The sequence below is a fragment of the Macrococcoides bohemicum genome (assembly GCF_003259675.1).
GTDB lineage: Bacteria > Bacillota > Bacilli > Staphylococcales > Staphylococcaceae > Macrococcoides > Macrococcoides bohemicum.
The window spans coordinates 197,971-223,219 of sequence record NZ_PZJG01000002.1 but is presented as its reverse complement, the minus strand read 5'-3'; the positions used below and the strand labels follow the sequence as shown (position 1 = coordinate 223,219).

28 protein-coding genes, 1 pseudogene and 1 riboswitch are annotated in these 25,249 nt (G+C 35.6%); of the genes and pseudogenes, 18 read left to right on the top strand and 11 right to left on the bottom strand.

Annotated elements, in window-relative coordinates; genetic code table 11:
• Positions 1-55: 55 nt before the first annotated feature.
• The 5 genes from BHX94_RS05690 to BHX94_RS05670 are packed head-to-tail and all read right to left on the bottom strand — an operon-like array spanning position 56 to position 3,649.
• Positions 56-1,045 carry a HesA/MoeB/ThiF family protein gene (locus tag BHX94_RS05690; protein ID WP_111745263.1) on the bottom strand — a complete coding sequence of 330 codons (990 nt, stop codon included), beginning with the start codon at positions 1,043-1,045 and terminating at the stop codon, positions 56-58.
• The gene (locus tag BHX94_RS05685; protein ID WP_111745262.1) at positions 1,042-1,809 is read right to left on the bottom strand and encodes a thiazole synthase; all 768 of its coding nucleotides are present in this window, start codon (positions 1,807-1,809) and stop codon (positions 1,042-1,044) included. The genes BHX94_RS05690 and BHX94_RS05685 overlap by 4 nt, the downstream gene beginning before the upstream one ends.
• Position 1,810: 1 nt before the next feature.
• Positions 1,811-2,008 (bottom strand): sulfur carrier protein ThiS, encoded by a 198-nt coding sequence (gene thiS, locus BHX94_RS05680; protein WP_096077580.1) that lies wholly within the window; start codon positions 2,006-2,008, stop codon positions 1,811-1,813.
• Positions 1,992-3,104: an NAD(P)/FAD-dependent oxidoreductase gene (locus BHX94_RS05675; RefSeq protein ID WP_170120769.1), complete on the bottom strand. Its 1,113-nt coding sequence runs from the start codon at positions 3,102-3,104 to the stop codon at positions 1,992-1,994. Before BHX94_RS05675 ends, thiS begins: the two co-directional genes overlap by 17 nt.
• Positions 3,077-3,649, bottom strand: a complete 573-nt coding sequence (locus BHX94_RS05670; protein WP_146606903.1) for a thiamine phosphate synthase — start codon at positions 3,647-3,649, stop codon at positions 3,077-3,079. Before BHX94_RS05670 ends, BHX94_RS05675 begins: the two co-directional genes overlap by 28 nt.
• 83 nt (positions 3,650-3,732) lie before the next feature.
• Positions 3,733-3,835, bottom strand: a riboswitch (TPP riboswitch).
• Between the two features lie 94 nt (positions 3,836-3,929).
• On the opposite strand from BHX94_RS05670, the gene BHX94_RS05665 reads away from it, so the two are divergent.
• A complete protein-coding gene (locus BHX94_RS05665; RefSeq protein WP_111745259.1) occupies positions 3,930-4,373 on the top strand; it encodes a hypothetical protein in 444 nt (147 codons plus the stop codon).
• Between the two features lie 66 nt (positions 4,374-4,439).
• Here BHX94_RS05665 and BHX94_RS05660 read toward each other — a convergent pair whose 3' ends face one another.
• From BHX94_RS05660 to BHX94_RS05650, 3 genes are all read right to left on the bottom strand, one after another.
• Positions 4,440-4,865, bottom strand: coding sequence for a hypothetical protein (locus tag BHX94_RS05660; RefSeq protein ID WP_111745258.1), 426 nt, complete (start codon positions 4,863-4,865; stop codon positions 4,440-4,442).
• A gap of 78 nt (positions 4,866-4,943) precedes the next feature.
• Positions 4,944-5,726, bottom strand: coding sequence for a TerC family protein (locus BHX94_RS05655; protein WP_111745257.1), 783 nt, complete (start codon positions 5,724-5,726; stop codon positions 4,944-4,946).
• A gap of 315 nt (positions 5,727-6,041) precedes the next feature.
• Positions 6,042-6,650 (bottom strand): DedA family protein, encoded by a 609-nt coding sequence (locus BHX94_RS05650; protein WP_111745256.1) that lies wholly within the window; start codon positions 6,648-6,650, stop codon positions 6,042-6,044.
• 178 nt (positions 6,651-6,828) lie between these two features.
• On the opposite strand from BHX94_RS05650, the gene BHX94_RS05645 reads away from it, so the two are divergent.
• Positions 6,829-7,182, top strand: a complete 354-nt coding sequence (locus tag BHX94_RS05645; RefSeq protein WP_111745255.1) for a PH domain-containing protein — start codon at positions 6,829-6,831, stop codon at positions 7,180-7,182.
• An 82-nt stretch (positions 7,183-7,264) separates the two neighbouring features.
• On the opposite strand, the gene deoD is transcribed toward BHX94_RS05645, so the two are convergent.
• Entirely contained in the window at positions 7,265-7,981 is a 717-nt protein-coding gene (gene deoD / locus BHX94_RS05640; RefSeq protein WP_096077572.1) for a purine-nucleoside phosphorylase, read from the bottom strand.
• 261 nt (positions 7,982-8,242) lie between these two features.
• Here deoD and BHX94_RS12680 point away from each other — a divergent pair, with 261 nt between their 5' ends.
• Together BHX94_RS12680 and BHX94_RS05635 are read left to right on the top strand one after the other, a co-directional pair.
• On the top strand, positions 8,243-8,647 hold the full coding sequence (locus BHX94_RS12680) for a PTS sugar transporter subunit IIC (protein ID WP_146606902.1): 405 nt from the start codon (positions 8,243-8,245) through the stop codon (positions 8,645-8,647).
• 15 nt (positions 8,648-8,662) lie between these two features.
• Positions 8,663-9,655 (top strand): annotated as a pseudogene (locus tag BHX94_RS05635) (D-2-hydroxyacid dehydrogenase).
• A gap of 101 nt (positions 9,656-9,756) precedes the next feature.
• Here the strand turns inward: BHX94_RS05635 and modB are convergent.
• Positions 9,757-10,428: a molybdate ABC transporter permease subunit gene (modB, locus tag BHX94_RS05630; protein WP_111745254.1), complete on the bottom strand. Its 672-nt coding sequence runs from the start codon at positions 10,426-10,428 to the stop codon at positions 9,757-9,759.
• A gap of 289 nt (positions 10,429-10,717) precedes the next feature.
• Between modB and BHX94_RS05625 the strand changes: the two genes are divergently transcribed.
• The 6 genes from BHX94_RS05625 (at position 10,718) to BHX94_RS05600 (ending at position 14,937) form a co-directional block, all read left to right on the top strand.
• A complete protein-coding gene (locus BHX94_RS05625) occupies positions 10,718-11,317 on the top strand; it encodes a C39 family peptidase (RefSeq protein ID WP_157742228.1) in 600 nt (199 codons plus the stop codon).
• A 10-nt stretch (positions 11,318-11,327) separates the two neighbouring features.
• On the top strand, positions 11,328-12,470 hold the full coding sequence (locus BHX94_RS05620; protein WP_111745253.1) for an acyl-CoA dehydrogenase family protein: 1,143 nt from the start codon (positions 11,328-11,330) through the stop codon (positions 12,468-12,470).
• Between the two features lie 133 nt (positions 12,471-12,603).
• Positions 12,604-13,533 carry an ABC transporter substrate-binding protein gene (locus BHX94_RS05615; RefSeq protein WP_096077568.1) on the top strand — a complete coding sequence of 310 codons (930 nt, stop codon included), beginning with the start codon at positions 12,604-12,606 and terminating at the stop codon, positions 13,531-13,533.
• Between the two features lie 118 nt (positions 13,534-13,651).
• On the top strand, positions 13,652-14,203 hold the full coding sequence (locus BHX94_RS05610; RefSeq protein WP_096077567.1) for a biotin transporter BioY: 552 nt from the start codon (positions 13,652-13,654) through the stop codon (positions 14,201-14,203).
• 130 nt (positions 14,204-14,333) lie between these two features.
• Positions 14,334-14,675, top strand: coding sequence for a hypothetical protein (locus tag BHX94_RS05605; protein ID WP_111745252.1), 342 nt, complete (start codon positions 14,334-14,336; stop codon positions 14,673-14,675).
• Positions 14,650-14,937, top strand: a complete 288-nt coding sequence (locus BHX94_RS05600) for a hypothetical protein (protein ID WP_111745251.1) — start codon at positions 14,650-14,652, stop codon at positions 14,935-14,937. Before BHX94_RS05605 ends, BHX94_RS05600 begins: the two co-directional genes overlap by 26 nt.
• Positions 14,938-14,975: 38 nt before the next feature.
• On the opposite strand, the gene fdhD is transcribed toward BHX94_RS05600, so the two are convergent.
• Positions 14,976-15,767 carry a formate dehydrogenase accessory sulfurtransferase FdhD gene (fdhD, locus tag BHX94_RS05595; RefSeq protein WP_096077564.1) on the bottom strand — a complete coding sequence of 264 codons (792 nt, stop codon included), beginning with the start codon at positions 15,765-15,767 and terminating at the stop codon, positions 14,976-14,978.
• Between the two features lie 189 nt (positions 15,768-15,956).
• Here fdhD and BHX94_RS05590 point away from each other — a divergent pair, with 189 nt between their 5' ends.
• The 8 genes from BHX94_RS05590 to BHX94_RS05555 are packed head-to-tail and all read left to right on the top strand — an operon-like array spanning position 15,957 to position 25,103.
• Positions 15,957-19,631 (top strand): nitrate reductase subunit alpha, encoded by a 3,675-nt coding sequence (locus tag BHX94_RS05590; RefSeq protein ID WP_379875678.1) that lies wholly within the window; start codon positions 15,957-15,959, stop codon positions 19,629-19,631.
• Entirely contained in the window at positions 19,621-21,171 is a 1,551-nt protein-coding gene (gene narH / locus BHX94_RS05585) for a nitrate reductase subunit beta (RefSeq protein ID WP_111745250.1), read from the top strand. Before BHX94_RS05590 ends, narH begins: the two co-directional genes overlap by 11 nt.
• Positions 21,164-21,742 carry a nitrate reductase molybdenum cofactor assembly chaperone gene (gene narJ, locus BHX94_RS05580; protein ID WP_111745249.1) on the top strand — a complete coding sequence of 193 codons (579 nt, stop codon included), beginning with the start codon at positions 21,164-21,166 and terminating at the stop codon, positions 21,740-21,742. The genes narH and narJ overlap by 8 nt, the downstream gene beginning before the upstream one ends.
• Positions 21,735-22,409 carry a respiratory nitrate reductase subunit gamma gene (narI, locus tag BHX94_RS05575; protein WP_111745248.1) on the top strand — a complete coding sequence of 225 codons (675 nt, stop codon included), beginning with the start codon at positions 21,735-21,737 and terminating at the stop codon, positions 22,407-22,409. The genes narJ and narI overlap by 8 nt, the downstream gene beginning before the upstream one ends.
• Positions 22,410-22,426: 17 nt before the next feature.
• Entirely contained in the window at positions 22,427-22,894 is a 468-nt protein-coding gene (locus BHX94_RS05570) for a GAF domain-containing protein (protein ID WP_111745247.1), read from the top strand.
• Position 22,895: 1 nt separating this feature from the next.
• On the top strand, positions 22,896-23,924 hold the full coding sequence (locus BHX94_RS05565) for a sensor histidine kinase (protein ID WP_111745246.1): 1,029 nt from the start codon (positions 22,896-22,898) through the stop codon (positions 23,922-23,924).
• Positions 23,925-23,934: 10 nt separating this feature from the next.
• Positions 23,935-24,585 (top strand): nitrate respiration regulation response regulator NreC, encoded by a 651-nt coding sequence (nreC, locus tag BHX94_RS05560; RefSeq protein ID WP_086037889.1) that lies wholly within the window; start codon positions 23,935-23,937, stop codon positions 24,583-24,585.
• An 11-nt stretch (positions 24,586-24,596) separates the two neighbouring features.
• Positions 24,597-25,103 (top strand): hemerythrin domain-containing protein, encoded by a 507-nt coding sequence (locus BHX94_RS05555; protein WP_111745245.1) that lies wholly within the window; start codon positions 24,597-24,599, stop codon positions 25,101-25,103.
• Positions 25,104-25,249 lie beyond the last annotated feature (146 nt).

Sequence of the window (25,249 nt, the reverse complement as noted above, 5' to 3'; positions counted from 1 at the left end):
AATATAACAAATAGGGTGGAAAGATACAATAAAAAGACATATATTATATGTCTTTTTATTTTTGTGCATACTTTATCAAATCTTCAATAACAGCTATAGCTTCTTTACTAGAATATACATCAAATATAATAATACGGCCATTATTAAGGAGATGTATCTTATGATCCATGAAAGAAAGTAATTTGAAATGTTCATTTTGATGAATAATATGTTTGTTTATGTTATTAAATAAAGAAGAAGGTATGTGAGTTTGATATTTCCCTCGACACATCTTAGTGACATGGGTAAATGACTGTTTAAGTGAAGGATAATCTTTAATGGTACATGTAGGGCATGCAGGATTGTGTATGGCATCAATATTTCTACTTTTAAATATCATTTTTTCACAATCTATTGTTGTAAGTTTTCCTGAAAAATGACCATGACTGATATAATGCATTACTTCTGAAACTTGAATACTTGCAACGAGGTGAGCAGTTTGTGGCATAATGCCTGAAATAGCACAATCTTGTCCGGTATTGGGTTCATTAGGCAGAATACATCTCAAGCATGGTTGATTTTCTATACCATAAACAGTTCCATGTACATTTAGACACGCACCATATATCCATGGGATATTATGTTTATGGCACGCATCATTAATGATATAACGCGTTGAAAAATTATCAGTACCGTCAACGGTGAGAAGTGGTTTATATTTTTCAATAATGGATTCGATATTCTTTACTGTCACTTCTTCAGATAGCGTAGTCACTTTTACATTACTATTTATACGGTTGATGTGCGACGCTAAAGCATCAACTTTTAAAGTATAAGCAGCACTATCTGCTTCATCAAAAAGACTTTGACGATGTAGATTACTAAGTGATACAACATCCATATCGCAAATTACTAGATGTCCAGCACCACTTCTAGCAAGCATTTCACTTACTGTACTTCCTAATGCGCCGCCTCCAATAATAAGAAATGTGCTGCTGCTTAATTTATCTTGTGCTGCTTGTCCGAAACCAGGTGATTTGATTTGTCGATCAAATCGTTCGCTCATAGAAACTCAAGACCTTCCATAGGACTTGATGCTTGGGCAGTATATTTCTTAGGAATGCGTCCTGCTTCAAATCCGAGTTGACCAGCCTGTACGGCATATTTCATTGCTTCAGCCATCTTAATCGGGTCTTTTGCATTTGAGACAGCTGTATTGAGTAACACTGCATCTGCACCGAGTTCCATCGCAAAGCTTGCGTCTTTAGGTGAACCAATACCTGCATCAACGATGACTGGGACGTTAACTGCATCGATAATATATTTTAGATTTAATGGATCATTGATACCAAGGCCTGTCCCAATCGGCGCACCAAGTGGCATAATAGCATGACAACCTAATGCCTCTAATTTTTTTGCAAGGACGACATCACAAGGGATGTATGGGCATACGATATATCCTTTTTCTAAAAGAATCTCACATGCTTTATATGTTTCGATACTATCTGGTAGAAGCGTTGTATCATCACCGATAATTTCAACTTTAATCATGTCACACATACCTGCACTACGTGCAATTTCTGCTATCTTTACCGCTTCTTCAGCTGTTTTTGCGCCTGCTGTGTTTGGAAAGGTGATATATTTATCTAAATCTACAGATTCTAGTGGGTTAGGGAGTGATTTATCATATAAACTCATACGTCGTACTGCAAAAGTTAACGCATTTGTTTCGCTGATTTCAACTGCTTTCTTTTGTGTCTCTCCATCTTTAAACTTGCCTGTTCCTAATATTAAACGAGAAGATAATTCCAAGGGTCCTATTTTTAACATATTAGCCGCCTCCAACGAATTCTAGTAATTCTAATTTTTGTTCGGGTTTCAAAGTGATAGATTGCCATTTAGATTGTTCGATGGGAACATCATCCACAAGCGCTACAATCCTCTTTTTATCACTTGTAAAAGTTGCGAGTAAGTCAGATAAATTTGTTTTGTCTGTTTCAAAAGGCTCATCGTTAATGTATATTTTCATAAATTTCTCCTATCTTAAAATCTTTTTGAAATTGTTGATACAGTTCTCCATCTTGTTCAAAGATCATTTGACGCATAAATTCTCCTGTAATACGTGATAATAAGATACCATTGCGGTAGTGTCCCGTTGCTAGAAATAATCCTTCATCTAACTGATCGAGGACAGGTCGATGCAACGTGGTATCTGGTCTGAATCCACAATCAATGCTGACGATGGTACTGTCGCGTAATTTCGGGATTAGTTTAAACGTTTCTTCAAGTAACCATTTTACACCTTCTGCACTTGGTTGTTGCTTTGTATCAAGTGAAGTTGTTGCACCAATCAGATAATGATTGTCTGATTTAGGGACAATATAATGTCCGTTTGTCTGGAATAGTGTTTCTTTTAAATAAAGATCGGGATGATATAACGTCAGGACTTCTCCTTTCACGCCTTGCATCGGGAAATCTATATCAAGCATGTTAAGTAAATCTTCACTTTTACATCCAGCTGCAATAACGACTTTGTCTGAGATGATGGTTTTATCGCTTATTGATAAGTGATATTTATCATCTACGTAATTAATGGATTTGACGTGATCTGAAATATGAGGAATATCTTGATTTGCGTACTTTATAACAGTTAAATATTTACCAGCATTGACTTGACCATCTGTAGGAATCCACATTGCCTGCTCAAACGCATTATTAATTGAACCGTTCGCATAAGAAGATAACGCTTTTGAAGCTATCCACTCAAATTGTTCATGCTTTGAATTTAGAAAATCGTATTGAGTCTTTAGATTCTCTTCATCTCCAGGTGAAGCGATTTTAAGCAATCCGTGTTGTTGTAGGTCAATAGATAATCCAGTCAAGTTTTCCAGTTGCTGAATGTGATCAGGCATCATTTGCTGACCAAGCACAGATAGTCTGTATAAAGGACTATCTTCTGTAAATTCATTTTGTGCCCCGAGCATACCTCCAGCAGCGTGTGTTGCTTTATAACCATGTGCATCATCTATGATTGCAATATTATCTGTATGGCTTTTAAGTGCGTACACAATATTTTCTCCGATAATTCCTCCACCTATTACAACGATGTCGTACGTAGTAACCACTCCTTTTTTACTGCAAGAAAATCTTGCTTGTTTATAAATAACCTGATACCGGCAAAGCCTGAAAAATTAGTGTTTAACTGTCTTATTGTGTCGATGCTGATGCCGCCTAATGCAACTACAGGGATATCAATATGAGTGACTGCATCAATTTGAGCTGCTGCTCTGGGTGGTAAATCAGGTTTGGACGGTGTAGGGAAGACATGACCAAATAAAACAAATGATAGATCGAGCGATTCAGCGTGTTTGGCTGATGCCAAAGAATGAACGCTTTGACTGACTTGTATTTCCGGATGATTATTTCTAAAGGTATCTATTTCAGAATTACTTTCTTTAAAGTGAATTCTCGTTAAATGACATGCAAATAAAATATTTGGATTGTTATGCACGATAATTTTATCTTTAGGAATTCTTGTTATCAGCTGGTTTATGAAATGAATAATATCTTTCTCTGCTGCATCAAACCTTAAAATAACGCCATCTATTTCATCATGAACCTGGATGATTTGATTGAGAACGGTGATTGAAGGTTTTGGGGATGTAATCATGATAAACACACTTTTCACCTCGAAAAAAACACCCACTAACTAAAAAAAGCTAGTGGGTGTTGGAATTAGTATAAATAAATCACTAAAATTCAATCACGCTTCCCTACGTTGGTTCTAACCAAGTCAGGTTCAAAGAGTCGGAAATAATTTCCTCTCAGCCCGTTGTGGGCACCCCTAGCAAATATTTAATTCTGTATTAAGCCTACCACTAGTTAGAGTGAATTTCAATCAACTCAAATTCATGATAAAATAAATTAACAATAAAATGGGGTGTAAAAGGATGAATGAAGAAGAAAAGTTATCTTTATTAATTGATGAACGTACAGAACTCATACAACATGAGACGGTGTATGACAAAGTAGAGATTGAACAAAATCATACGGATTCTGTAGAAGTGCTGCTTGAACCAGCAATACAACAGGAACGTATGTCTTCTGAAGAAATTTTAAGAGAAATTGCAGAAGAAGAACTCGAAGAAGAGTACGCGCAAGCAGTTGAAGAAGTAAAATTATTTAAATATATTGTCCATACGATTAAATTTCATGAAGGAGATGCAATTACACTCTATCAACTGCGCAATATATGTGCACATAGTGAAGCTAAATTATCACCAGATGATTTAGATGAATTAATAAATGATTATATTGAAGCGGGCTACATCAGAATTGAAGATGACAAAATATATATCACATTCTTAGGTGAGCATGTAAATACATTGTTATAAGCGTTTATTATATAAAACAAGCAAGAGTGGAACAATTTAGTTCCGCTCTTGCTTGTTTGTCAGAGATTAATCTTTTAGTAAAAACGCTTCTTCGTCACGTGAATGAATTTCATTAACGATAATCAAACTTCTAAAATAATCGATAATTTGAGTGGAGAAACCTTCGTTTTCCATCTGTGTTTTAATCTTAGCGACGACTTGGCGCATAATATCATGATCACGTGTGAGTTGTTGAACTTTATCATGTAGTTCAGGGTTATTATTTTCCGCTTCTGTATAGAAACCATCTGCTTCTTCCTCAGCATCCGCGTGACTTATGACGCGTGAATCCCAGAAATCGACAAGCGCGATCACTTCCTGAATCACTTCTTCTTCCGTACCGTTTTGGTATGTTCTGATCAATTCATCTGTCATATTCACAGCAAGGCCTAACCCTGTATCGTGAATTTGTTTATGTGCATGTAGTTGTCTTAATGATGGTCCGACTGACATACAATCATCTCCGTTCAGTATATTTACCACTATTGTATTATAGAAAATATAATAAAAAGACTAGGGAATTCCCTAGTCTTAGTTTATTGATTTTTTATTTCCGCGTTTACTCGTTATAAATCCAATTGCTAAAATACTTAATAATACTGCCCAGAAGATGAGTTGCCACATCGGTGAATGTGGGAATTCATGCGGTAAAACATGTATTGAATCATGTGCAAGTACAAGAACAACAAGTTTCACACCAATCCATCCGACGATTGCGAATGCTGCAGCTTCCAGACCAGGATACTTTTCGAGTAGCTTGATGAAGTAAGTAGCAGCAAATCGCATCAAGACTACGCCTAACATTCCTCCGATAAACATTACAGTAAACTGTCCGGCATTAAGGCCCATAAAGTCAGGTCCGACGTGTGGTAAAGTAATTGCTATTGCAATTGCAGCAAGCATTGAGTCGATTGCGAAGGCGATATCTGCAAATTCGATTTTTAGAACTGTCATCCAGAAACTGCTACCTTTAGCCGCTTCTTCTTCAGCGATATTTGGTACATTAGGATCATCAACATGATTTTTCTTCTTAAAGTACGCATATAAACTTTTTGCTGACATGAAGAGTAAGTAAGCTGCTCCTGCTGCTTGTATCCACCAATACTTTGCAAGTACTGTTATAAAGAATAACGCGATTAATCTAAATGCAAATGCACCTACTAAACCGTAAAATAGTGCTTTCTTTCTTTGTTCTTCCGGCAAATGTTTTGCCATTACAGCCATGACGATGGCATTATCTGCTGCAAGTAACCCTTCTAATAAAACTAATACGATTATTACCCATGCATATGACATTAAAATACTTGGATCCACTATAATTCCTCCTTAATTTTAATGAATATAAAAAGACCCATGCCAAATATATTGGCAAAGGTCTCACTGAACAGTAATTGTTCCATAACGCCGGAAGTTCCAAAACTTCGTAATGACGACGTTACGCTTAGGGTCTCCCCTTGAGCTACTCCCCTTCGACATAAGTCTTAGGATATTCATTTGTTGATTTATTCAAATTATGAATAAATATCATTGAAATCATCTTAACACAAAAATGTGTATATAGCTATAATTTTATTTTATATGAATAAAAATGGATGATGAGGATGATATAAATATTAAGTTTGTCAGCATTTAATTTTTCTTTCTGCGATAGAGCCAGATAATTCCTCCGATAATGATAACAGCCATTAAAATATAAAGTACATTAGAATAAAGATTGAAATAGTGGAGTACAACTTCCCAATTCTGACCTAACACCATACCAAGATAAATTAAGACTGCATTCCAGATGAGTGTCCCGACTGTCGTATATAAAATGAATGGAATGATAGACATTTGACTCAAACCAGCCGGGATGGAAATTAAACTGCGAATCAATGGAACAAATCGACATAGAAATACTGCGGTATAGCCATATTTGTGAAACCATTTATTAGCACTGTGTAAATCATGAATATCAAGTCGCAATATAAAGCCGTATTTATCTACGATTTTTTCAATTCTTCTAAGACCGAGTATATGTCCGGCGTAATAAAGAATAATAGCCCCGATTACTGCTCCAAGCGTTGAAGCAATAAGCATTCCTATGAACGTGAGTTTTGGCGACTGGTCAACCATAAACCCGCCAAATGTTAGAATTACTTCTGATGGGATTGGAGGAAAAACATTTTCAAGTAATATTAAAAAAAATACACCAAAGTATCCGAATTGTTCCATAACTTTCATAATCCATTCCTGCATATCGTCACTCCAATAGTTTTAGTAAATACTATTTTACCGTATATGCCTTGATATATTCAAAACAAATGAAAGAATAAGAATTTTGCTTATGAGATTAAATAAAATATCACATTACGATTATTATAGGATTTAAAGGGTATAGTTAAAAGAATACTAAGGACTTTTAAGGAGTGACATAATGAATAAGTTTAGACAAATTACAGCATCTGAATTATTCCCAACTGAACAATTAGGGCCAGAGATTTATGGGACTGTGCATTTTCAAGTCGGGGAGACATCTGAATTTAGTGGGGCGTATATTACTACAAATGAAAGATTATTTATGAATGTCGATATGGGTGAGAAAGTTTATGAGCGTGTTGTAGGATATAATGAAATGAATGATGCATCTTTGACAGACGATGGCGTGTTGTTAGATTTCCATATGGGTGGCATCCCGATGACGAATATTACAAAAGGTGATGCAGAGGAGTTTGTAGATTTTGTAAACCATCAAATTGAAAAAGTAAAAGAAAGACAAAATAAGGTTTAAAAAGATAGTTTAAAAGACTTGATACTTAAGTATCAAGGTGCTTTTAGTATAAATTAAGATGTATTTAAGAATATTTTAAAGATTATTCAACGATTTCTAAAGCAATTTCCATCATTTTTGTGAATGAAGTTTGACGTTCTTCAGGTGTAGTTTCTTCATGTGTTAATAAGTGATCACTTACTGTAAATATTCCTAATGCCTTCACATCTCCGCCAGCGTACGCTGCATTCATATAAAGACCAGCAGATTCCATTTCAACAGCTAAAATACCCATTGAACGCCATTTATCAGTAGCTTCTTTGTTAGCATTGTAGAAAATATCTGATGATAATACGTTACCAACGTGGTTTGGAACGCCTTTTTCATCAGCTAATTGTTTCGCACGCGCTAATAAACTGTAATCAGCGATTGGCGCAAAGTGTCCTGGTAAACCATATTGTGCTACATAATTTGAATCAGTTGATGCACCTTGAGCAATGATTACATCGTATACATTAATACCTTCCTGCATTGCGCCACATGAACCTACGCGAATTAAGTTTTTAACACCGAAAGTATGAATTAATTCATATGAATAGATACCGATTGATGGGATACCCATTCCTGTTCCCATAACTGAAATCTTTTTCCCTTTATACGTTCCTGTATAACCAAACATGTTACGTACTTCATTAAATTGAACGACATCTTCTAAATACGTTTCAGCGATAAACTTTGCACGTAATGGATCTCCTGGTAAAAGAATAGTTTCTGCGATTGGATTGTTTTCCGGTTTAATATGTGGTGTTGATTTAGACATAATGTAAGTCTCCTTTATATATAGTATTAATTTCAGTCTACAGAGTAATACAATTTATTTCAAGTCGCAGCGTGATAATATCAGCGATAAATTAATTATGGTATAAAAACTAATTTTTTACTATAGATTTTATAAATAGAACGATAATAAAAAATGTTTGTAAATTTATTCACAAGATGATGTATTAATGACGTAGGAGATATTAAAAATATTGATTATGAAAAAATAAATTTAAAATGAAAGAATGGGGAGGTCATTATCATGACAGAAGTTCAGCAAAAACTCACACTTAGATCGTTTTTATTTAAAGTTTTAAATGGTATTACATTAGCAATATTAATGGGTGCGATGAAAATGATGATGCCAAACTTAATTAAATATCCAATCATCATTTTACCGATTGCAGTTACAGCTGCAATGAGTGGATTGGCTGGTGCCATTTTCAATATTCAGGGCACTCCGGCCTCAGCAGGATTTGGTTACTCTGGATTAGTTGGTCCGATTAATGCATTGAAGTTTATGGATGGAAATATAGGATTAAATTTAGGTATACTTGCATTAGCTTATATTGTAATTCCTGTTATTACAGGATTAATCATGAATACTTTATGTCTTAAATTTAAAATATATAGTCCTGAAGTGTTCAAATTCCAATCTGGAGAATAAGGAGTGGACTGATGCATGAAAATATTAATGTTTGGTACTAGAGAAGACGAAAAAGAAGCAGCCTTAGCGTGAGCGCAAAAAGAAAATGTTGAAGTAACTTTTAATGAAGGTCCATTAACAATGGAAACGGTAGATTTATTAGATGGATACGATGCTGTAACAACGAGTCAGACAGCGCAATTTGATGATACATTGTATGAAATAGTGGCAAATAAAGGTATTAAACAAATTGCACAACGTTCAGCAGGTTACGATATGTTTGATTTAGATTTAGCTTCACAACATGGATTAATCATTTCGAATGTACCAAGTTATTCACCAAATGCAATTGCTGAATATGCAGTAACCGCAGCGATGAATATTATCAGAAATACTGAAAAGATTCAGCGTAAAGTAAGAGCGCATGACTTTACATGGAATAAAACGATTATTAGTAAAGAAATGCGTTCAATGACAGTTGCAATTATCGGTACCGGCCGAATTGGTAGTATTACAGGACGAATTCTTAACGGATTCGGCGCGAAAGTGATTGGTTATGATTTGTATCCAAATGAAGATGCTAAAGCATTTTTAACGTACACAGATACTTTGGAAGAAGCGGTGCGTCAGGCTGATTTAATTTCTATTCATATGCCGCTTACAAAAGATAATACGTATATGTTCAACGCAGATTTATTCGCTAAAATGAAAGACGGAGTCTATTTCGTTAATACTGCACGTGGTGGTATTGTCGATACTAAAGCGTTACTTGATGCATTAAATTCAGGCAAAGTAGCAGCTGCTGCATTAGATACGTATGAAAATGAAGCACCATACTTCCCAAAAGATTTCAGAGATAAAGAAATTGAAGATAAAGTATTGTTAGAATTAATCGCACGTGAAGATGTACAAGTATCTCAACATATTGCATTCTATACTGAAACAGCAGTTATGAATTTAGTTGAAGGTGGTTTAAATTCAGCGAAAGAAGCTGTAGAAACCGGTAGCTGTGAAAATAGAGTTAATTAATATAATTAAAAAATGAAAGAGACAAAATTTTGTCTCTTTCATTTTTTTGAAATATTATGATTTATATATTAAAGTACTGTCAATATTTCTTAAGAGAAAAATTATCTTCTAAGTAACTGTGTGGTCATCATCAACAGGAAAGAAAGTAGGATCATAATTGCAACCCATCCCCACGCGAGTAGCATATCATTATTATCTATAGCAACATAGATTGCTGTTGGCATTGTTTCGGTGATGCCTGGAATATTACCTGCAAATATAAGTGTGGCACCAAATTCACCGATCGCTCGTGCAAAGGATAATAAAATGCCTGTGAGTAAGGCCGGTTTAGCAAGTGGTAATATAATATTTGAATAGATTTGTCTTTTTCTTGCCCCGTCTACAACTGCAGCATTGATGATTGCTTGAGGTACTTGTTCGATACCTATTTTAAGGGACTGATACATGAGTGGTAGGGCGACAAGTGTTGATGCAAGAATAGCAGCATAGATTGTGAATATTATTGGTTGATTGAAGAGTTGTTCAATTAACTTTCCAATGATGCTTTTCTTCCCGAATAGCATTAGTAGTATAAACCCGACGACTGTAGGGGGTAAAACCATAGGCAGCATGATAAGGGATTCTAAAATAGATTTACCGGGAAATGATCTAGTGCCTATAAAATGATGGAGCGTTATACCGATGATAAGACTAAGGAATGTTGCAACTGTAGCGACTTTTAATGAAATGAGAATCGGCGATAAAAATGTATCGCTAGTAATAAGTTGTTGCATTGCTAACCTCCTTATCTTTTATTCTGATTAAAGATTTAAGCTTATTATAGCACTATATATGTTTCATGATAATAACGCGATGGAGGGCAATGAAATGAAAAAGAATTAAAATTACTACATGATTCTGCTTTATTTATTAAAGGAATTATTGCAAAAGTACAAAAATTGAAATAGTCATTAATACATTATTAGAGAGACGAAAGTCTCTCTTTTTGTGTGGACAATATATTTGATTATTCATGGAATTTGCTATTTAATTACAGGTAAGAAGAGACAGGCGGCGATGATATTGAATAGATTAATACTAAACATTAAACCAAAGACACAATGGTTTCCGCATTTTTATCTTTTAGGGTGTGAAGCAGTAGCAGTGTCGATGGGATTAAGATACAAAGGTGTTAAATTATCTGTAAGAAAGATATTAGCTGAAATTCCGAAACATAAAACAAACCCTTTTAAAGGCTATGTCGGACCGAAACGCATCATCAAAACGGACCGGCATCAAACTGTATTTCCGAACGTGATGGTTGATTATTTAAAACCTTATTATACGGCGCAAGATAGTACTGGAAAATCAATGGCAGAATTAGAACAAGCAATTTTGAATAATCACTCTGTCGTATTATATGCAACACATTTTAAAGTTGAGCCCATTTTGAGAGAATTTAAAGTTGAAGGACGAAAACTTGAATTTGTATCGAACATACATATTACGTTACTTGTAGGTATGGATGATAAATTCTATTATATGATAGATCCACTATGGGCAAAATTTGGATTGATTAAACTTCCTGCACTTTTTCCGATGAAGCAACAATTAATAAAAGTGAAAAGAAAGACATTAGAGAAAAGATACGAGAATGCAGGACGAATGAGTATTATTATTTGAGGTGAGAGAAGTGGAAGAAGCATTGTTTTTAGAGACAGATTTAGAAAGAAAATGGCGTGATTTATTTCGTCAGAATAGAGAATGGATTGAGAAGAGTGCACGAGATGCAGATTTTAATGCTGAGCTCAATCATAAATTGATAGACTGGCTCATAGCACACGATTATCACAAGTTAACGCTTCCGGCAGAACATGGCGGTATGGGAGCTGATATAAAAGCATTGATTTATATACAGGGACAACTCGCTCAACTCGATGAATCGACAGCATTATCAATTGGATGGCATCTTGGTATTGTAGGTGAAGTGTTTGAAGGTGATTTATGGTCTGAAGCAATGATGAATGAATTTATTGATGCGATTCATAATGGTGCCATAATGAATCGCATTGTGTCAGAAAGTGAGATGGGCAGCCCGACAAGAGGTGGTAAACCAAGTACGAATGCGCAACTCATCGATGATAAATACGTGATTAACGGTACGAAAACATTCGCCTCTATGAGTGAGCGACTTACACACTTTATTGTAGGTGCCTTTGATCCTGAACTTAAAGCGATGTGCTTTTATTATGTACCGAGTCATTTAGAAGGTATTGAAATTGTGGATACATGGGATATGGTAGGCATGCGTGCGACAGCGAGTCACGATATTATCTTTAATAATGTTACGATACCAAAAAAATATTTACTGGAAGTAAATCGTGAACGTCGACCAAATGCATGGTTATTGCATATCCCTGCCATTTATCTCGGTATGGCAGAGCGGGCTGTAGATGAAGCGGTAAACTTCAGCAAACACTATCAACCCAATTCTATCGATACGCCTATTTCTGAGATTCCACATATTCAAGATAAAATAGCGAAAATGGAAATATTAAATATGCAATCACGTCACTTTATCTATCATGCATGTGATATGCATAGGGCAGGTAAGACGAACGATTTAGGGGAAACATTTGGTCTCGCAAAATACACGGTTGTCAATAATGGCTTACAAGTAATCGATTTAAGTATGCGCATTTTTGGTGCGAAAAGCTTAGAGCAATCGCGTGTGATGGAACGCTTATACCGTTCAATGCGTGCAGGTCTTCATAATCCACCGATGGATGATGCTGTAGAAAGAATGATAGTAAATAAAATATTGCGTGAAGCATAGACTTGGACATCCAAGTCTATGCTTTTTGTGTAAAATTGATATATTTTAATTTAAAAATAACATTTGATTAATTTCTGAAACCATTTATAATTAAATGGTATTGATAATCAATCTCAATTAGGAGGACGGAAAGATGAAAAAGATAGTAGCGTTATTAATCGCATGCATAATGATTCTTGCGGCATGTGGTGGTACGAGTGATAAAAAAGAAACAAAAGATACTTCAGGGAAAGCAGAAATGGTAGATTTTAAGTTAGATAATGGTAAGACAATCAAGATTCCGAAAGAACCGAAACGAATCGTAGTGATGGGCGCAAGTTATGTCGGAAATTTATTAGATTTAGGCGTTAAACCAGTAGGTGCTGATCAATATGCATTCCAATCAGATATTTTAAAACCTAAATTAAAAGGTGTAGAAAAATTAAACCCTGGTGAAATCGAAAAAATTATTAAATTGAAACCAGACTTAATCTTAACGTTCGATACAGATAAAGATAATTCAAAATATGCTAAAATCGCACCAACAATTCCTTTTACATATACTAAGCATGGCTATCTAGATGTGCATGAATTATTAGGTAAAATTGTCGGTAAAGAAAAAGAAGCAAAAGTTTTTGTGGATCAATGGAAAAAAGAAACGAAAAAAGATGGTGAAGAGATTAAGAAACATTTAGGAGACGATAAAACGTATTCTATCTTCCAGTTCTTCCAAAAAGAAATTTACGTTTATGGAGATAACTGGGGGCGTGGATCAGAAATTATCTATCAGGCTTTTGATTTAAACATGCAGGATAAAATTACGAAAGATGTTAAACCTACAGGCTGGAAAAAAGTTTCTGCTGAAAGTTTAGGCGATTACGCAGGAGATATCGTCCTTATATCTAGTGATACAGGCAAAATTTCAAATACAGTAACTGAGTCTAAAGTATGGAAAAATATGAATGCTGTTAAAAATAATAAAGTAGTACAATATGATGCTGAAGATTTCTGGTTTAATGATCCTATTTCTTTAGAGCACCAAAGAAAAGTATTAAAAGAAGCATTATTAAAATTAGAAAAATAAATTACTTCAAGCTGAGACTAATGTCTCAGCTTTTTTTAAATACGATTGTAAACTTAATATTTATTTAGGTTAACACTATTGCTATAATAAGATTATTCTGTCAGAAAAGAGGAAGATTATGAAAACAAAAGATTTGGTCATTGTCGGCATGTTTACTGCATTAATTGCTGTGTTAGGTTTATTACCGCCAATAAATATTCCAGGTATCCCGGTACCATTCACATTTCAGAATTTAGGTTTTATTTTAGCGGGTTGTTTACTGGGTAGTCGATTAGGAGGGTTATCTGTTCTTATCTTTACAATCTTAGTAGCTATTGGACTACCAGTATTGTCAGGTGGACGTGGTGGTTTTGCTTTATTTTTTGGTCCGACTGGAGGTTATATTCTTTCATTCACACTCATTGCGTTTTTAATCGGATTAATTGTTGAACGTATGAAGTCTCCAAAAGTGTGGCAAGTGTTTCTGATTAATGCATTAATTGGTGCATTTTTATGTAATTTAATTGGTGGTACGTTTATGGCATTTAATTTAAAGCAGGATTTATTCACTGCGCTTAAATCAGTGATGGTATTTATTCCTGGTGATTGTATAAAAGCACTGATTGCAGCAATACTTGCTGTAAAATTACGTAATAACCCATCTATTCAAAAAAGTTTACGCATAAATTAATATGCGTAAACTTTTTTTCTTGTATAGAAAAGGAAATATTACATTATACATGTTAATATGATGATAATCATATACATATTTACGTTTTTCCTATGATTTAAGAAATATATATAAGAGAGTGGGAAATAAATTGGAAACGATAGCAACGCGCTTTTCTCGTAAAGATGTGGAATTAATGAATGGAAAAGATTTTAGAGTACCTGATGTGTTATTGATAAAGCCATGGTATGTTTCAAGATTCCATCAGGAAAGAAAAAGTTGTCAGCATATTAAACAATTGATTACACAAAACCAACTAGAAGTAGAAAAAATGTATGAGGTAAAAATTAAGCTGATAGATCAAAGAACGATTAAACACGTGAATCAATATACATATGAATTAAATTATTATTATGACGATGTACTGAAAGCAACGGTAATATCAACTTACATTGAAGAGGTGTCTCATGCAGTTTCAAATCACATTGGATGAATTAAAACAATACCGAGATGCAGTTGCTGAAGATTCTGATGTTACATTAATAGAAAAGAAAGTACCTGGCAATTTAGTGATGCATAAAGTAATAACATTACTCAATGTTCCAGAAGTGATTTCTAACCAGGCAACGTTCAAAAATGAGGTGTTCGTAGACGAACGACTATTCCTCGATCTATTTCAGGCAAACGACATGATTGAATATAAAGTGACATATGGTAGACAGCTAAAGTTAGCTGGTACCATTCAATTAAAATAAAGTAGAGGATTTAACCATTAGGTCCTCTACTTTTTCATTTAGTCAGTTATTATTCTTTCGGGATGACTGTAAACATTAAATGTATCATTTCGTACAAAACCTACAGCAGTAATATTTAAGTCTTCTGCAAGTCCTATTGCTAAATCGGTTGGTGCAGATTTACTTAATATTATACCGACCCCAATTTTAGAAGCTTTTATTAAAATTTCTGAAGATATTCTGCCAGAAAAGATGAGTATTTTATCTTTAATTGAGATGTTATTTAATATACAGTGTCCGTACAGTTTGTCGAGTGCATTATGGCGACCGATATCATTGCGGTGTAAGTAGAAATCTTGTCCATCACTGAGTGCAGCATTGTGCAGACCGCCAGTCACTTTAAAATCTGTACTTTGACTTTGCATCGTATGCATCAAATGAAAAATTTCATCAGGTTTGATTGAACGTGTTGTCGTAGCAACTTTTGACGTTTTCATATCATTGACAAAATAAAATTGGCGACTTTTACCACAGCAAGAACTAATCATGCGTTTTGTAAACTGACCTTGTGTTGTATCCACTTCATTCGCTAATTCGATATGACATAATCCTTTAGAATCATCAAGATGAAAATTTTTTATGTCACTATGTTTTCTGATAACACCTTCAGATGCTAGGAAACCCATCGTAAGTTCTCTTAAATATTTCGGTGTACATACAATTGTAGCGAATTCTTCTTTATTCACATATAACGTCAATGGAAATTCATTCGCAATTGTATCCTCAACGTTTATAAATTTACCATCTATATATTTCATCATTTTTTTATGTTGATATACTTCATGACTCATTCAATCAACTCCTATATATATTATATTACAGTAGATTTAAAAATTATATGTTGTAATTGACTTGCTTCTACAATTGTTTGTTTTAGGGATTACCCTACATGCTTAGGGAAATCCCCAATAGTAATCGTTTGTGAAACGTTTCATAATCTATGGTAAGAGGGCAAAACTGCAATTAAAGGAGTGTTATGAATGGCAATTGGTACGGGATTACGTTTTTTTAAACCTACAGAAAGATTTAATGGCAATTGGTCAGTTTTAGAAGAGAAGAGTCGTGAATGGGAGAAAATGTATAGACAACGCTGGAGCCACGATAAGGTAGTACGTACGACACACGGGGTAAACTGTACAGGATCATGTTCATGGAAAGTGTTTGTGAAAAACGGCATTATCACATGGGAAAATCAACAAATTGATTATCCTTCATGTGGTCCTGATATGCCTGAATTTGAACCACGTGGTTGTCCGCGTGGCGCATCATTCTCATGGTACGAATATTCACCATTACGTATTAAGTTTCCATATGTACGTGGTGTATTATGGCGCCTTTGGCAACAAGCTTTAGAAGAACACGGAGACCCTGTTCGTGCTTGGCAATCAATCGTTGAAGATCCGGAAAAAGCACGTAGCTATAAGCAGGCACGTGGTATGGGCGGACATGTCCGTGTCAATTGGAGAGAAGTGACGCAACTGATCGCATCTCAACTTATTTACACAATCAAGAAATATGGTCCAGACCGTATCGCAGGTTTTACGCCGATTCCAGCAATGAGTATGATTAGTTACGCAGGTGGGGCACGTTTCATCTCATTACTTGGTGGAGAAATGTTATCATTCTACGATTGGTATGCCGATTTACCACCAGCATCACCACAAATTTGGGGTGAACAAACAGATGTACCTGAATCAAGTGACTGGTACAATGCAGGATATATTATTATGTGGGGTTCTAACGTACCATTAACACGTACGCCAGATGCTCACTTTATGACTGAAGTTCGATACAAAGGGACAAAAGTGGTCTCTGTAGCACCAGACTATGCTGAAAACGTAAAATTCGCAGATAACTGGTTAGCACCAAATCCAGGTACAGATGCTGCCCTTGCACAAGCAATGACGCACGTTATTTTAGATGAGTTCTATGAACAAAGACAAGAACCGATGTTTATTAACTACGCAAAACAATACACAGATATGCCTTTCTTAATTATGTTAGATGAACATGAAAATACTTTAAAAGCTGGTCGTTTCTTACGTTCAAGTGATTTAGGTGACACGAGTGAACATAGCGAATGGAAACCTGTAGTGTTCGATGACATTTCTAAACAAATCGTTGTACCAAACGGAACAATGGGACAACGTTGGGAAAAAGATGTGAAATGGAATATTAAATTAGAAACAGCAGATGGTACAAAAATTGATCCATCAATGACGATTAAAGATGATGAACATGAAGTTGTTGAAATTGTTTTCCCGTTCTTTGATAATGCAGGCAATGGAACATTCAAACGTCCGATTGCAGCAAAGAAAGTAACGTTAGCAAATGGAGAAACGAAATATGTTGCAACGATTTACGATTTAATGTTATCTCAATACGGTGTTAATCGATTCAATACGGATTTAGAAGCGAAAGGTTATGAAGATGAAACTTCAATCTACACACCAGCATGGCAATTAAAAGTAGCAGGCGTTAAACCTTCAGTTGTGGTCCAAATTGCACGTGAATTTGCACAAAACGCAATTGATACTGGTGGCCGCTCAATGATTATCATGGGTGCAGGTATAAACCACTGGTTTAACTCAGATACGATTTACCGTTCAGTATTAAACTTAGTAACACTTTGTGCAACGCAAGGTGTAAACGGTGGAGGTTGGGCACATTACGTTGGTCAGGAAAAATGTCGTCCAATTGAAGGCTGGTCAACAATCGCATTCGCAAAAGATTGGTCAGCACCACCACGTCTACAAAACGCGACAAGCTGGTTCTACTTTGCGACAGACCAATGGAAATATGAAGAAGCGGGTGTAGATACTTTAACATCTCCATTAGCTGAAAACGTAAAATTTACGCATCCTGCTGATTATAATGTATTAGCTGCCCGTTTAGGCTGGTTACCATCATATCCACAGTTCGATAAGAACAGTCTATTATTCGGTGAGGATGCACGTGACGCTGGTAACTTCACAAATGAAGAAGTGTTAAAACGCGCTGTAGAATCTGTAAAATCACGTGAAACAAAATTTGCAGTAGAAGATCCTGATGCGAAACAAAACCACCCGAAAACTTTATTCGTATGGCGTTCAAACTTAATTTCAAGTTCAGCTAAAGGGCAAGAGTACTTTATGAAGCATCTTTTAGGTACGAAACACGGTTTGCTTGCTGAACCAAATGAACGTGAGAAACCAGAAGAAATCACATGGAGAGAAGATACTGAAGGCAAATTAGATTTACTTGTAGCACTTGATTTCCGTATGACAACAACACCTTTATATGCAGATGTTGTATTACCGGCAGCCACATGGTACGAAAAACATGACTTATCTTCAACAGATATGCATCCATTCGTACATCCGTTCAATCCAGCTGTTGACCCACTCTGGGAATCTAGAAGTGACTGGGATATTTACAAATCTATCGCGAAGACATTCTCTGAAATGTCACAACGTCATTTACCAGGCACATTTAAAGATGTTGTAACAGCACCACTTGCACATGATTCGCAACAAGAAATTTCAACACCAATGGGTATTGTCAAAGATTGGACAAAAGGTGAAGTAGAACCGATTCCAGGTAAGACGATGCCAGGATTTGCAGTCGTAGATAGAACATATACAGATGTATATGATAAATACGTGTCTGTTGGACCATTACTTGAAAATGGTAAAGTCGGCGCACACGGTGTTGCTTTTAGCGTTAAAGAACAATACGATGAGTTACGTTCAATGGTAGGTACTTACGAAGATGATACAGTGAAGAATGGTAAGCCGAGAATTGATACAGCAAAACGAGTGGCAGACGTTATCTTAAATGTATCATCTGCAACGAACGGTCAAGTATCACAAAAATCATATGCTGATTTAGAAGAACAGACAGGTATGACATTAAAAGATATTTCAGCAGAACGTGCAGCAGAAAAAATCACATTTGCAAATATTACTGCACAACCACGTGAAGTAATTCCAACAGCTGTGTTCCCGGGCTCTAATAAATTAGGTCGCCGTTATTCACCATTCACAACAAATATTGAACGATTAGTACCTTTTAGAACGTTAACTGGACGTCAAAGTTACTACATCGATCATGAAGTATTCCAGCAGCTTGGTGAAGCTTTACCAGTGTATAAACCGACATTACCGCCTATGGTATTTGGTACGAAGGATAAACAGATTAAAGGTGGCGTAGATAGTTTAGTGTTACGTTACTTAACGCCACACGGTAAATGGAATATTCATTCAACATACCAGGATAACCTTCACATGTTAACGTTATTCCGTGGTGGTCCAACAGTTTGGATCAACAATGAAGATGCAGCAAGTCACGAAATTTATGATAATGACTGGTTAGAAGTATATAACCGAAATGGTTTAGTAACGGCACGTGCAGTTGTTTCTCATCGTATGCCACGTGGCACGATGTTTATGTATCATGCACAAGATAAACATATTCAAACACCAGGCTCAGAAATTACAGATACGCGTGGTGGCTCACATAATGCACCAACACGTATTCACTTAAAACCAACGCAACTTGTTGGTGGATATGCGCAAATTAGTTATGGATTCAACTACTACGGACCAATCGGAAACCAACGTGACGTTTACGTTGCTGTTCGTAAGATGAAGGAGGTTGATTGGCTTGAAGATTAAAGCTCAAGTTGCAATGGTGATGAATTTAGATAAATGTATCGGTTGCCATACATGTAGTGTTACATGTAAGACGACCTGGACAAATCGTCCAGGTGCTGAATATATGTGGTTTAACAACGTAGAGACGAAGCCAGGTATCGGTTATCCAAAGCGTTGGGAAGATCAGGAACAATATAAAGGTGGATGGCAATTAAGTCGTAAAGGAAAGTTAGAGCTGAAATCAGGTTCTAAACTTTCTAAGATTGCCTTAGGTAAGATCTTCTATAATCCTGATATGCCGGAAATGAAAGATTACTATGAACCATGGACGTATAACTATGCAGATTTAACGAATGCAAAAGAGAAAAAGCATTCTCCGGTTGCACGTGCAGAATCATTAATAACAGGCAAGAAAATGGACTTAGAATGGGGACCAAACTGGGAAGATGATTTAGCAGGTGCTCATATTACTGGCCCAACTGATCCGAACATTGAAAAAATTGAAGAGGAAATCAAATTTAATTTTGAACAAACGTTTATGATGTATTTACCACGTTTATGTGAACACTGTTTAAACCCAAGTTGTGTGGCAAGTTGTCCGAGTGGCGCAATGTATAAACGTGATGAAGATGGTATCGTCCTTGTAGACCAGGATGCATGTCGCGGATGGCGTTACTGTATGACCGGTTGTCCTTATAAAAAGGTTTACTTCAACTGGAAAACAAATAAAGCTGAAAAATGTACATTCTGTTTCCCGCGTGTTGAAGCTGGTCTTCCGACAGTATGTTCTGAAACATGTACTGGCCGTATGCGTTATTTAGGGGTATTACTGTATGATGCAGATAAAGTATTAGAAGCTGCATCAGTAAAAGATGAAAAAGATTTATATCAATCTCAACTTGATTTATTCTTAGATCCGTTTGATCCAGAAGTAATTGCGCAAGCTGAGCGTGATGGTATTAGTCAGGAATGGATTGAAGCAGCACAAAATTCACCAGTATATAAATTAGCAATTGAATATAAATTAGCATTCCCATTACATCCTGAGTATCGTACATTACCAATGGTTTGGTATTGTCCGCCACTTAGTCCGATTATGAACTACTTTGAAGGGAAGGATTCAATTAAGAATCCGGATATGATTTTCCCGGCAATTGAAGAAATGCGCTTACCAATTCAATATTTAGCGAATATGCTGACAGCAGGAGATGCTGAAACAGTGAAGCGCGCATTACAAAAAATGGCGATGATGCGTAGTTATATGAGAGCTATTTCAAGCGGTAAAGATTTCGATGAATCAAGACTTGATCGTGTTGGTTTAACAGCACAACAAGTAAAAGCAATGTATCGCTTACTTGCGATTGCTAAACATGAAGATCGTTTCGTCGTTCCGACATCACATAAAGAAGGTTATGTAAATACGTATAGCGCTCAAGGTGGCGAAGGTTATACAAGTGACAACTTCGGAGCAGATTGTGATGGTTGTGGACCAGTACCATCTGGTAAATCAGGAAAAGAAGTGTATGAAGATAACTTCTACGGAGGCATTTGGCGTGATTGATTTAAATAAATTATACGAGTATAAAAAGTCATTCGGATTTTTTAGCCACCAGCTCGTTTATCCTGAAAAATTAAACTTCCATCCTAAAGCTTTTGAAGGTGTGTTTGACAACAATCATCCAGCTTATGAAGCAGTAAATCAATATTGGAAAGATATGCATGAAATTAGTCTGTCAGAAATACAGGAAGTCTATACTTCTACATTTGATTTCGAGAAAAAAACGACGTTATATATGACATTTGTGAAGTTCGAAGATAAAAAAGAACGCGGACAAATGCTTGCACGATTAAAAGTATTATATGAAATGTTCGGTTTAGAAATGCCGTCATCTGAGTTATCGGATTTCTTACCTTTAATGTGTGAATTTATTTATGCAGCTGAATGGCGTGGGGATGATCGCGCTGAAGAAAGTATGCAGCTAGTACTTATGGTCATTGAAGACGGTACTTATAATTTGCTCGGTGCATTAGAGAAGATTCAAAGTCCATACTACAATTTAATCCTTGCTATTCGTGAAACTTGTAAAGCGTGTCTATCAGTAGACGATGAAGAGGTGACATCACATGCTTAATCAATTACTATGGGTAATCTTTCCATACGCATGTATTGCTATATTTATTATCGGTCATATTTTCCGTTTTAAGTATGATCAGTTCTCATGGACTGCGAAGTCAAGTGAGTTTGTAGAAAAGAAACAACTGATGTGGGGAAGTATTTTATTTCATTTAGGTATTATTCCAGTTATAATGGGCCACATTGTCGGGCTTGGAATTCCTGCAAACTGGTTAAGAGCAATAGGTATAAATGATCATATCTATCATATCGGAGCGGTATACATTGGAAGTATATTTGGTATTGTAACGCTTATCGGTATGTTATTATTAACAGCAAGACGTATCACGAATCAAAATGTAAGGCATTTAAGTTCTGCATCAGATATATTAGTAAACTTATTGTTATTGTTGATTGTATTCTTAGGTTGTTATTCAACAATCGTAACGAATGCTACAACACCAGATTTTGATTATCGTGCGACCATTTCAGAATGGTTTAGAGGGTTGTTAATTCTTAGACCTCAAGCAGAATTTATGCTAAATGTACCACTAGCATTTAAACTGCATGTCATCTCTGGATTTTTAATTACAGCGCTATGGCCATTTACACGACTCGTTCATGTGTGGAGTGTGCCGGTAAACTATGTAGGTCGTAGTCATATTATTTATCGTAAACATAGATAACGGTTAGGAGAGGTAGCATGGAAGCGATACACTATAATTATCAAGATGAAGTAGATCAATTAAAAGATAAATTAAATGTAGATTTTGTTGGCCTTGCAATGCCCTCTGATCTAATCTTACAGACTGATATACATTGGACGTTTGTATCGGGAGCTACAAACGAAAGATATAAAAAAATAGAACTTCAAAAAGGAAAGGGTATCGCCGGATTTGTTCTCAAATCCGGCCGTTCCTGGATAGAATTAGATATTTCAACATGCAGTATTGCAACGCATATCTTTGACTTTCCGATAGTGAGATTCGAGAAGTTAACTAATTTTATGGCTATACCTCTTTGGAAATATAATAAAGTGGCAGCAGTTCTACTTGTCGGCAATAGAGAACAACGTCCATTCAATCTAGAAGTTTATGAAACAATTAATGGTGAGTTAGATAAAGGATTCGGTGCATTTTATCGTAAGGATGTGATTAATAGTGTCACTTAGTATGAATCAATTTAATCAGAATGTATTAGAAGAACTGATCAAATATTATTACAATGATACGGAAGAATTAATCATTTTCATCAATGCGGATAACTCAATTATTACGATGAATGATGCTGCAAAACGCGTGTTAAATTACGAAAAGAACTTAGATGCGTTACTTGAAAGTTTTTGTTCGACTTGTATGGGTTATACGAGTGAACATGCACTGATGTCCTGTATGAATTGTTTTATGAAAGAAGATAAAAATAATCAATCATTTCAACTCTTTTTAAAGAATGAAATTGGAGAACCAGTGGCTTATTCAGCATCTTTTGTAATACTTCAGAATGCACTAAACGTGAAGGTACTTACATTACAAAATGTATCGCCTCAACTTAGAACGCAGGAAATACTACATCAAAAAACAATCACGAAAAAAATTATTAATGCACAAGAGAATGAAAGAAAAAGAATTTCTCGTGAATTACATGATAGTGTAGTTCAGGAATTACTGAATGTTGTGGTTGATTTAAGATTGTTAAAATATAAAAACGATGAGGAGCAGGATAAACATATACAGCTGATTGAAGGTTCGATGTCCAGATTGATGAATGATATTCGGAATTTATCGCTTGAATTGCGTCCTTCCTCACTTGATGATCTCGGTCTGGTTGCAGCATTCCGTTCACATTTTAAACAATTAGAAAAGAACTATGGTTTAGATGTCCAGTTCGATACAAACATTCAGTCGGAGCGTTTCTCAAATGAAATTGAAACAGCAGTTTACCGTATTACGCAGGAAGCGATACTTAATGCATTAAAATATGCAAATGTTGATGAGGTCCATGTGTTAGTTCAAAAAGAACAAGATGAACTGATTGTAGAAATTAGTGACAATGGAGATGGATTTGAGATGGGACAGTCACCTAAAGGCACAGGGCTCGGTTTATTTGGAATACAGGAACGTGCAGAAATTGTAAACGGGTCTGTAAAAATTAACAGTGAGAAAGGTAAGGGGACTTTTGTGACACTCACCATTCCACTTTAGGGGGAGTAACATGAAAATAGTAATTGCTGATGATCATGCAGTGGTCAGAACTGGTTTTTCCATGATTCTTAACTATCAGGAAGACATGGAAGTTGTAGCAACTGCTGCAGATGGATTAGAAGCATTTCAAGTAGTAGCAACACATAAACCGGATGTATTGATTATGGATTTAAGTATGCCGCCAGGGGAATCTGGGTTAATTGCAACCGGTAAAATTAAAGATGCTTTTCCGGAAACTAATATATTAATCCTTACGATGTATGATGATGATGAGTATTTATTTCATGTATTAAAGAATGGCGCCAATGGCTATATATTAAAAAATGCGCCAGATGAAGAACTGATTCAGGCAGTAAAGACAGTTTATGCTGGAGATACTTATATTGATCCGAAGATGGCAACCTCACTTGTTCATGAGCTCATCCATCATGATAGTGAATACTCAGCTAAAAATGATCACTTAAAAATACTATCTAAAAGAGAGTTAGAGATTTTACCACTGATCGCTAAAGGCTATGGTAATAAAGAGATTGCAGAGATGCTTTTTGTATCTGTAAAGACAGTCGAAGCACATAAGGCGAGAATAATGGATAAGTTGAATTTAAAATCAAAGCCTGAGCTTGTAGAATATGCTTTAAAGAAAAAATTATTAGATTTTTAGGACGTGGAGATATGCAACAATTCCAGACAAAGATGAAAGCATTACGCATATTAGAAAATGAGCATATGCTCATCAGAAGTTTAATGCATGAATGGTTTAGTGAAATGCAAATTGTTAAAACATGTGCACCGCTCGCACGTTTTGAACATGTAAACAACATACGTAAACTGATGACAGCGTTTATTCCCATATTGATTAAGCATCAGGAAAAGGAATCCCGCTTCTTCTTTCCTATCCTAGGTTCTTACATCGGAACAGATCAAGGTCCGATTATTACGATAGAAGCAGAACACGATGAGATGATGCAGTACTTTGATCATTTCTTAGAGGTGACAAAGGTGATGAATTACGAAGTGGATGACATCCCTTTAATCATGCAGGATTTAAATGAAGGCTATGAAATCTGTATGGTTCATATGTATAAAGAAGAAAATGTACTGTTTCCGATGGCAGAAAAAGTATTCAAGATTAAGGATGAAGATTTGCTGCTGGAAGTAGTGAATACAAAAATATTATAAGTATAGAACGCAGGATAATTATTATTCTGCGTTTTTAATTTTATACTGTACAACATATAGGGAAACTTTCCTCATCATAGGGGAAATCCCCAATTATATAAGCACATAAAAAGGCTTAAAATAAGTTTGTATAAATAATCACAAAC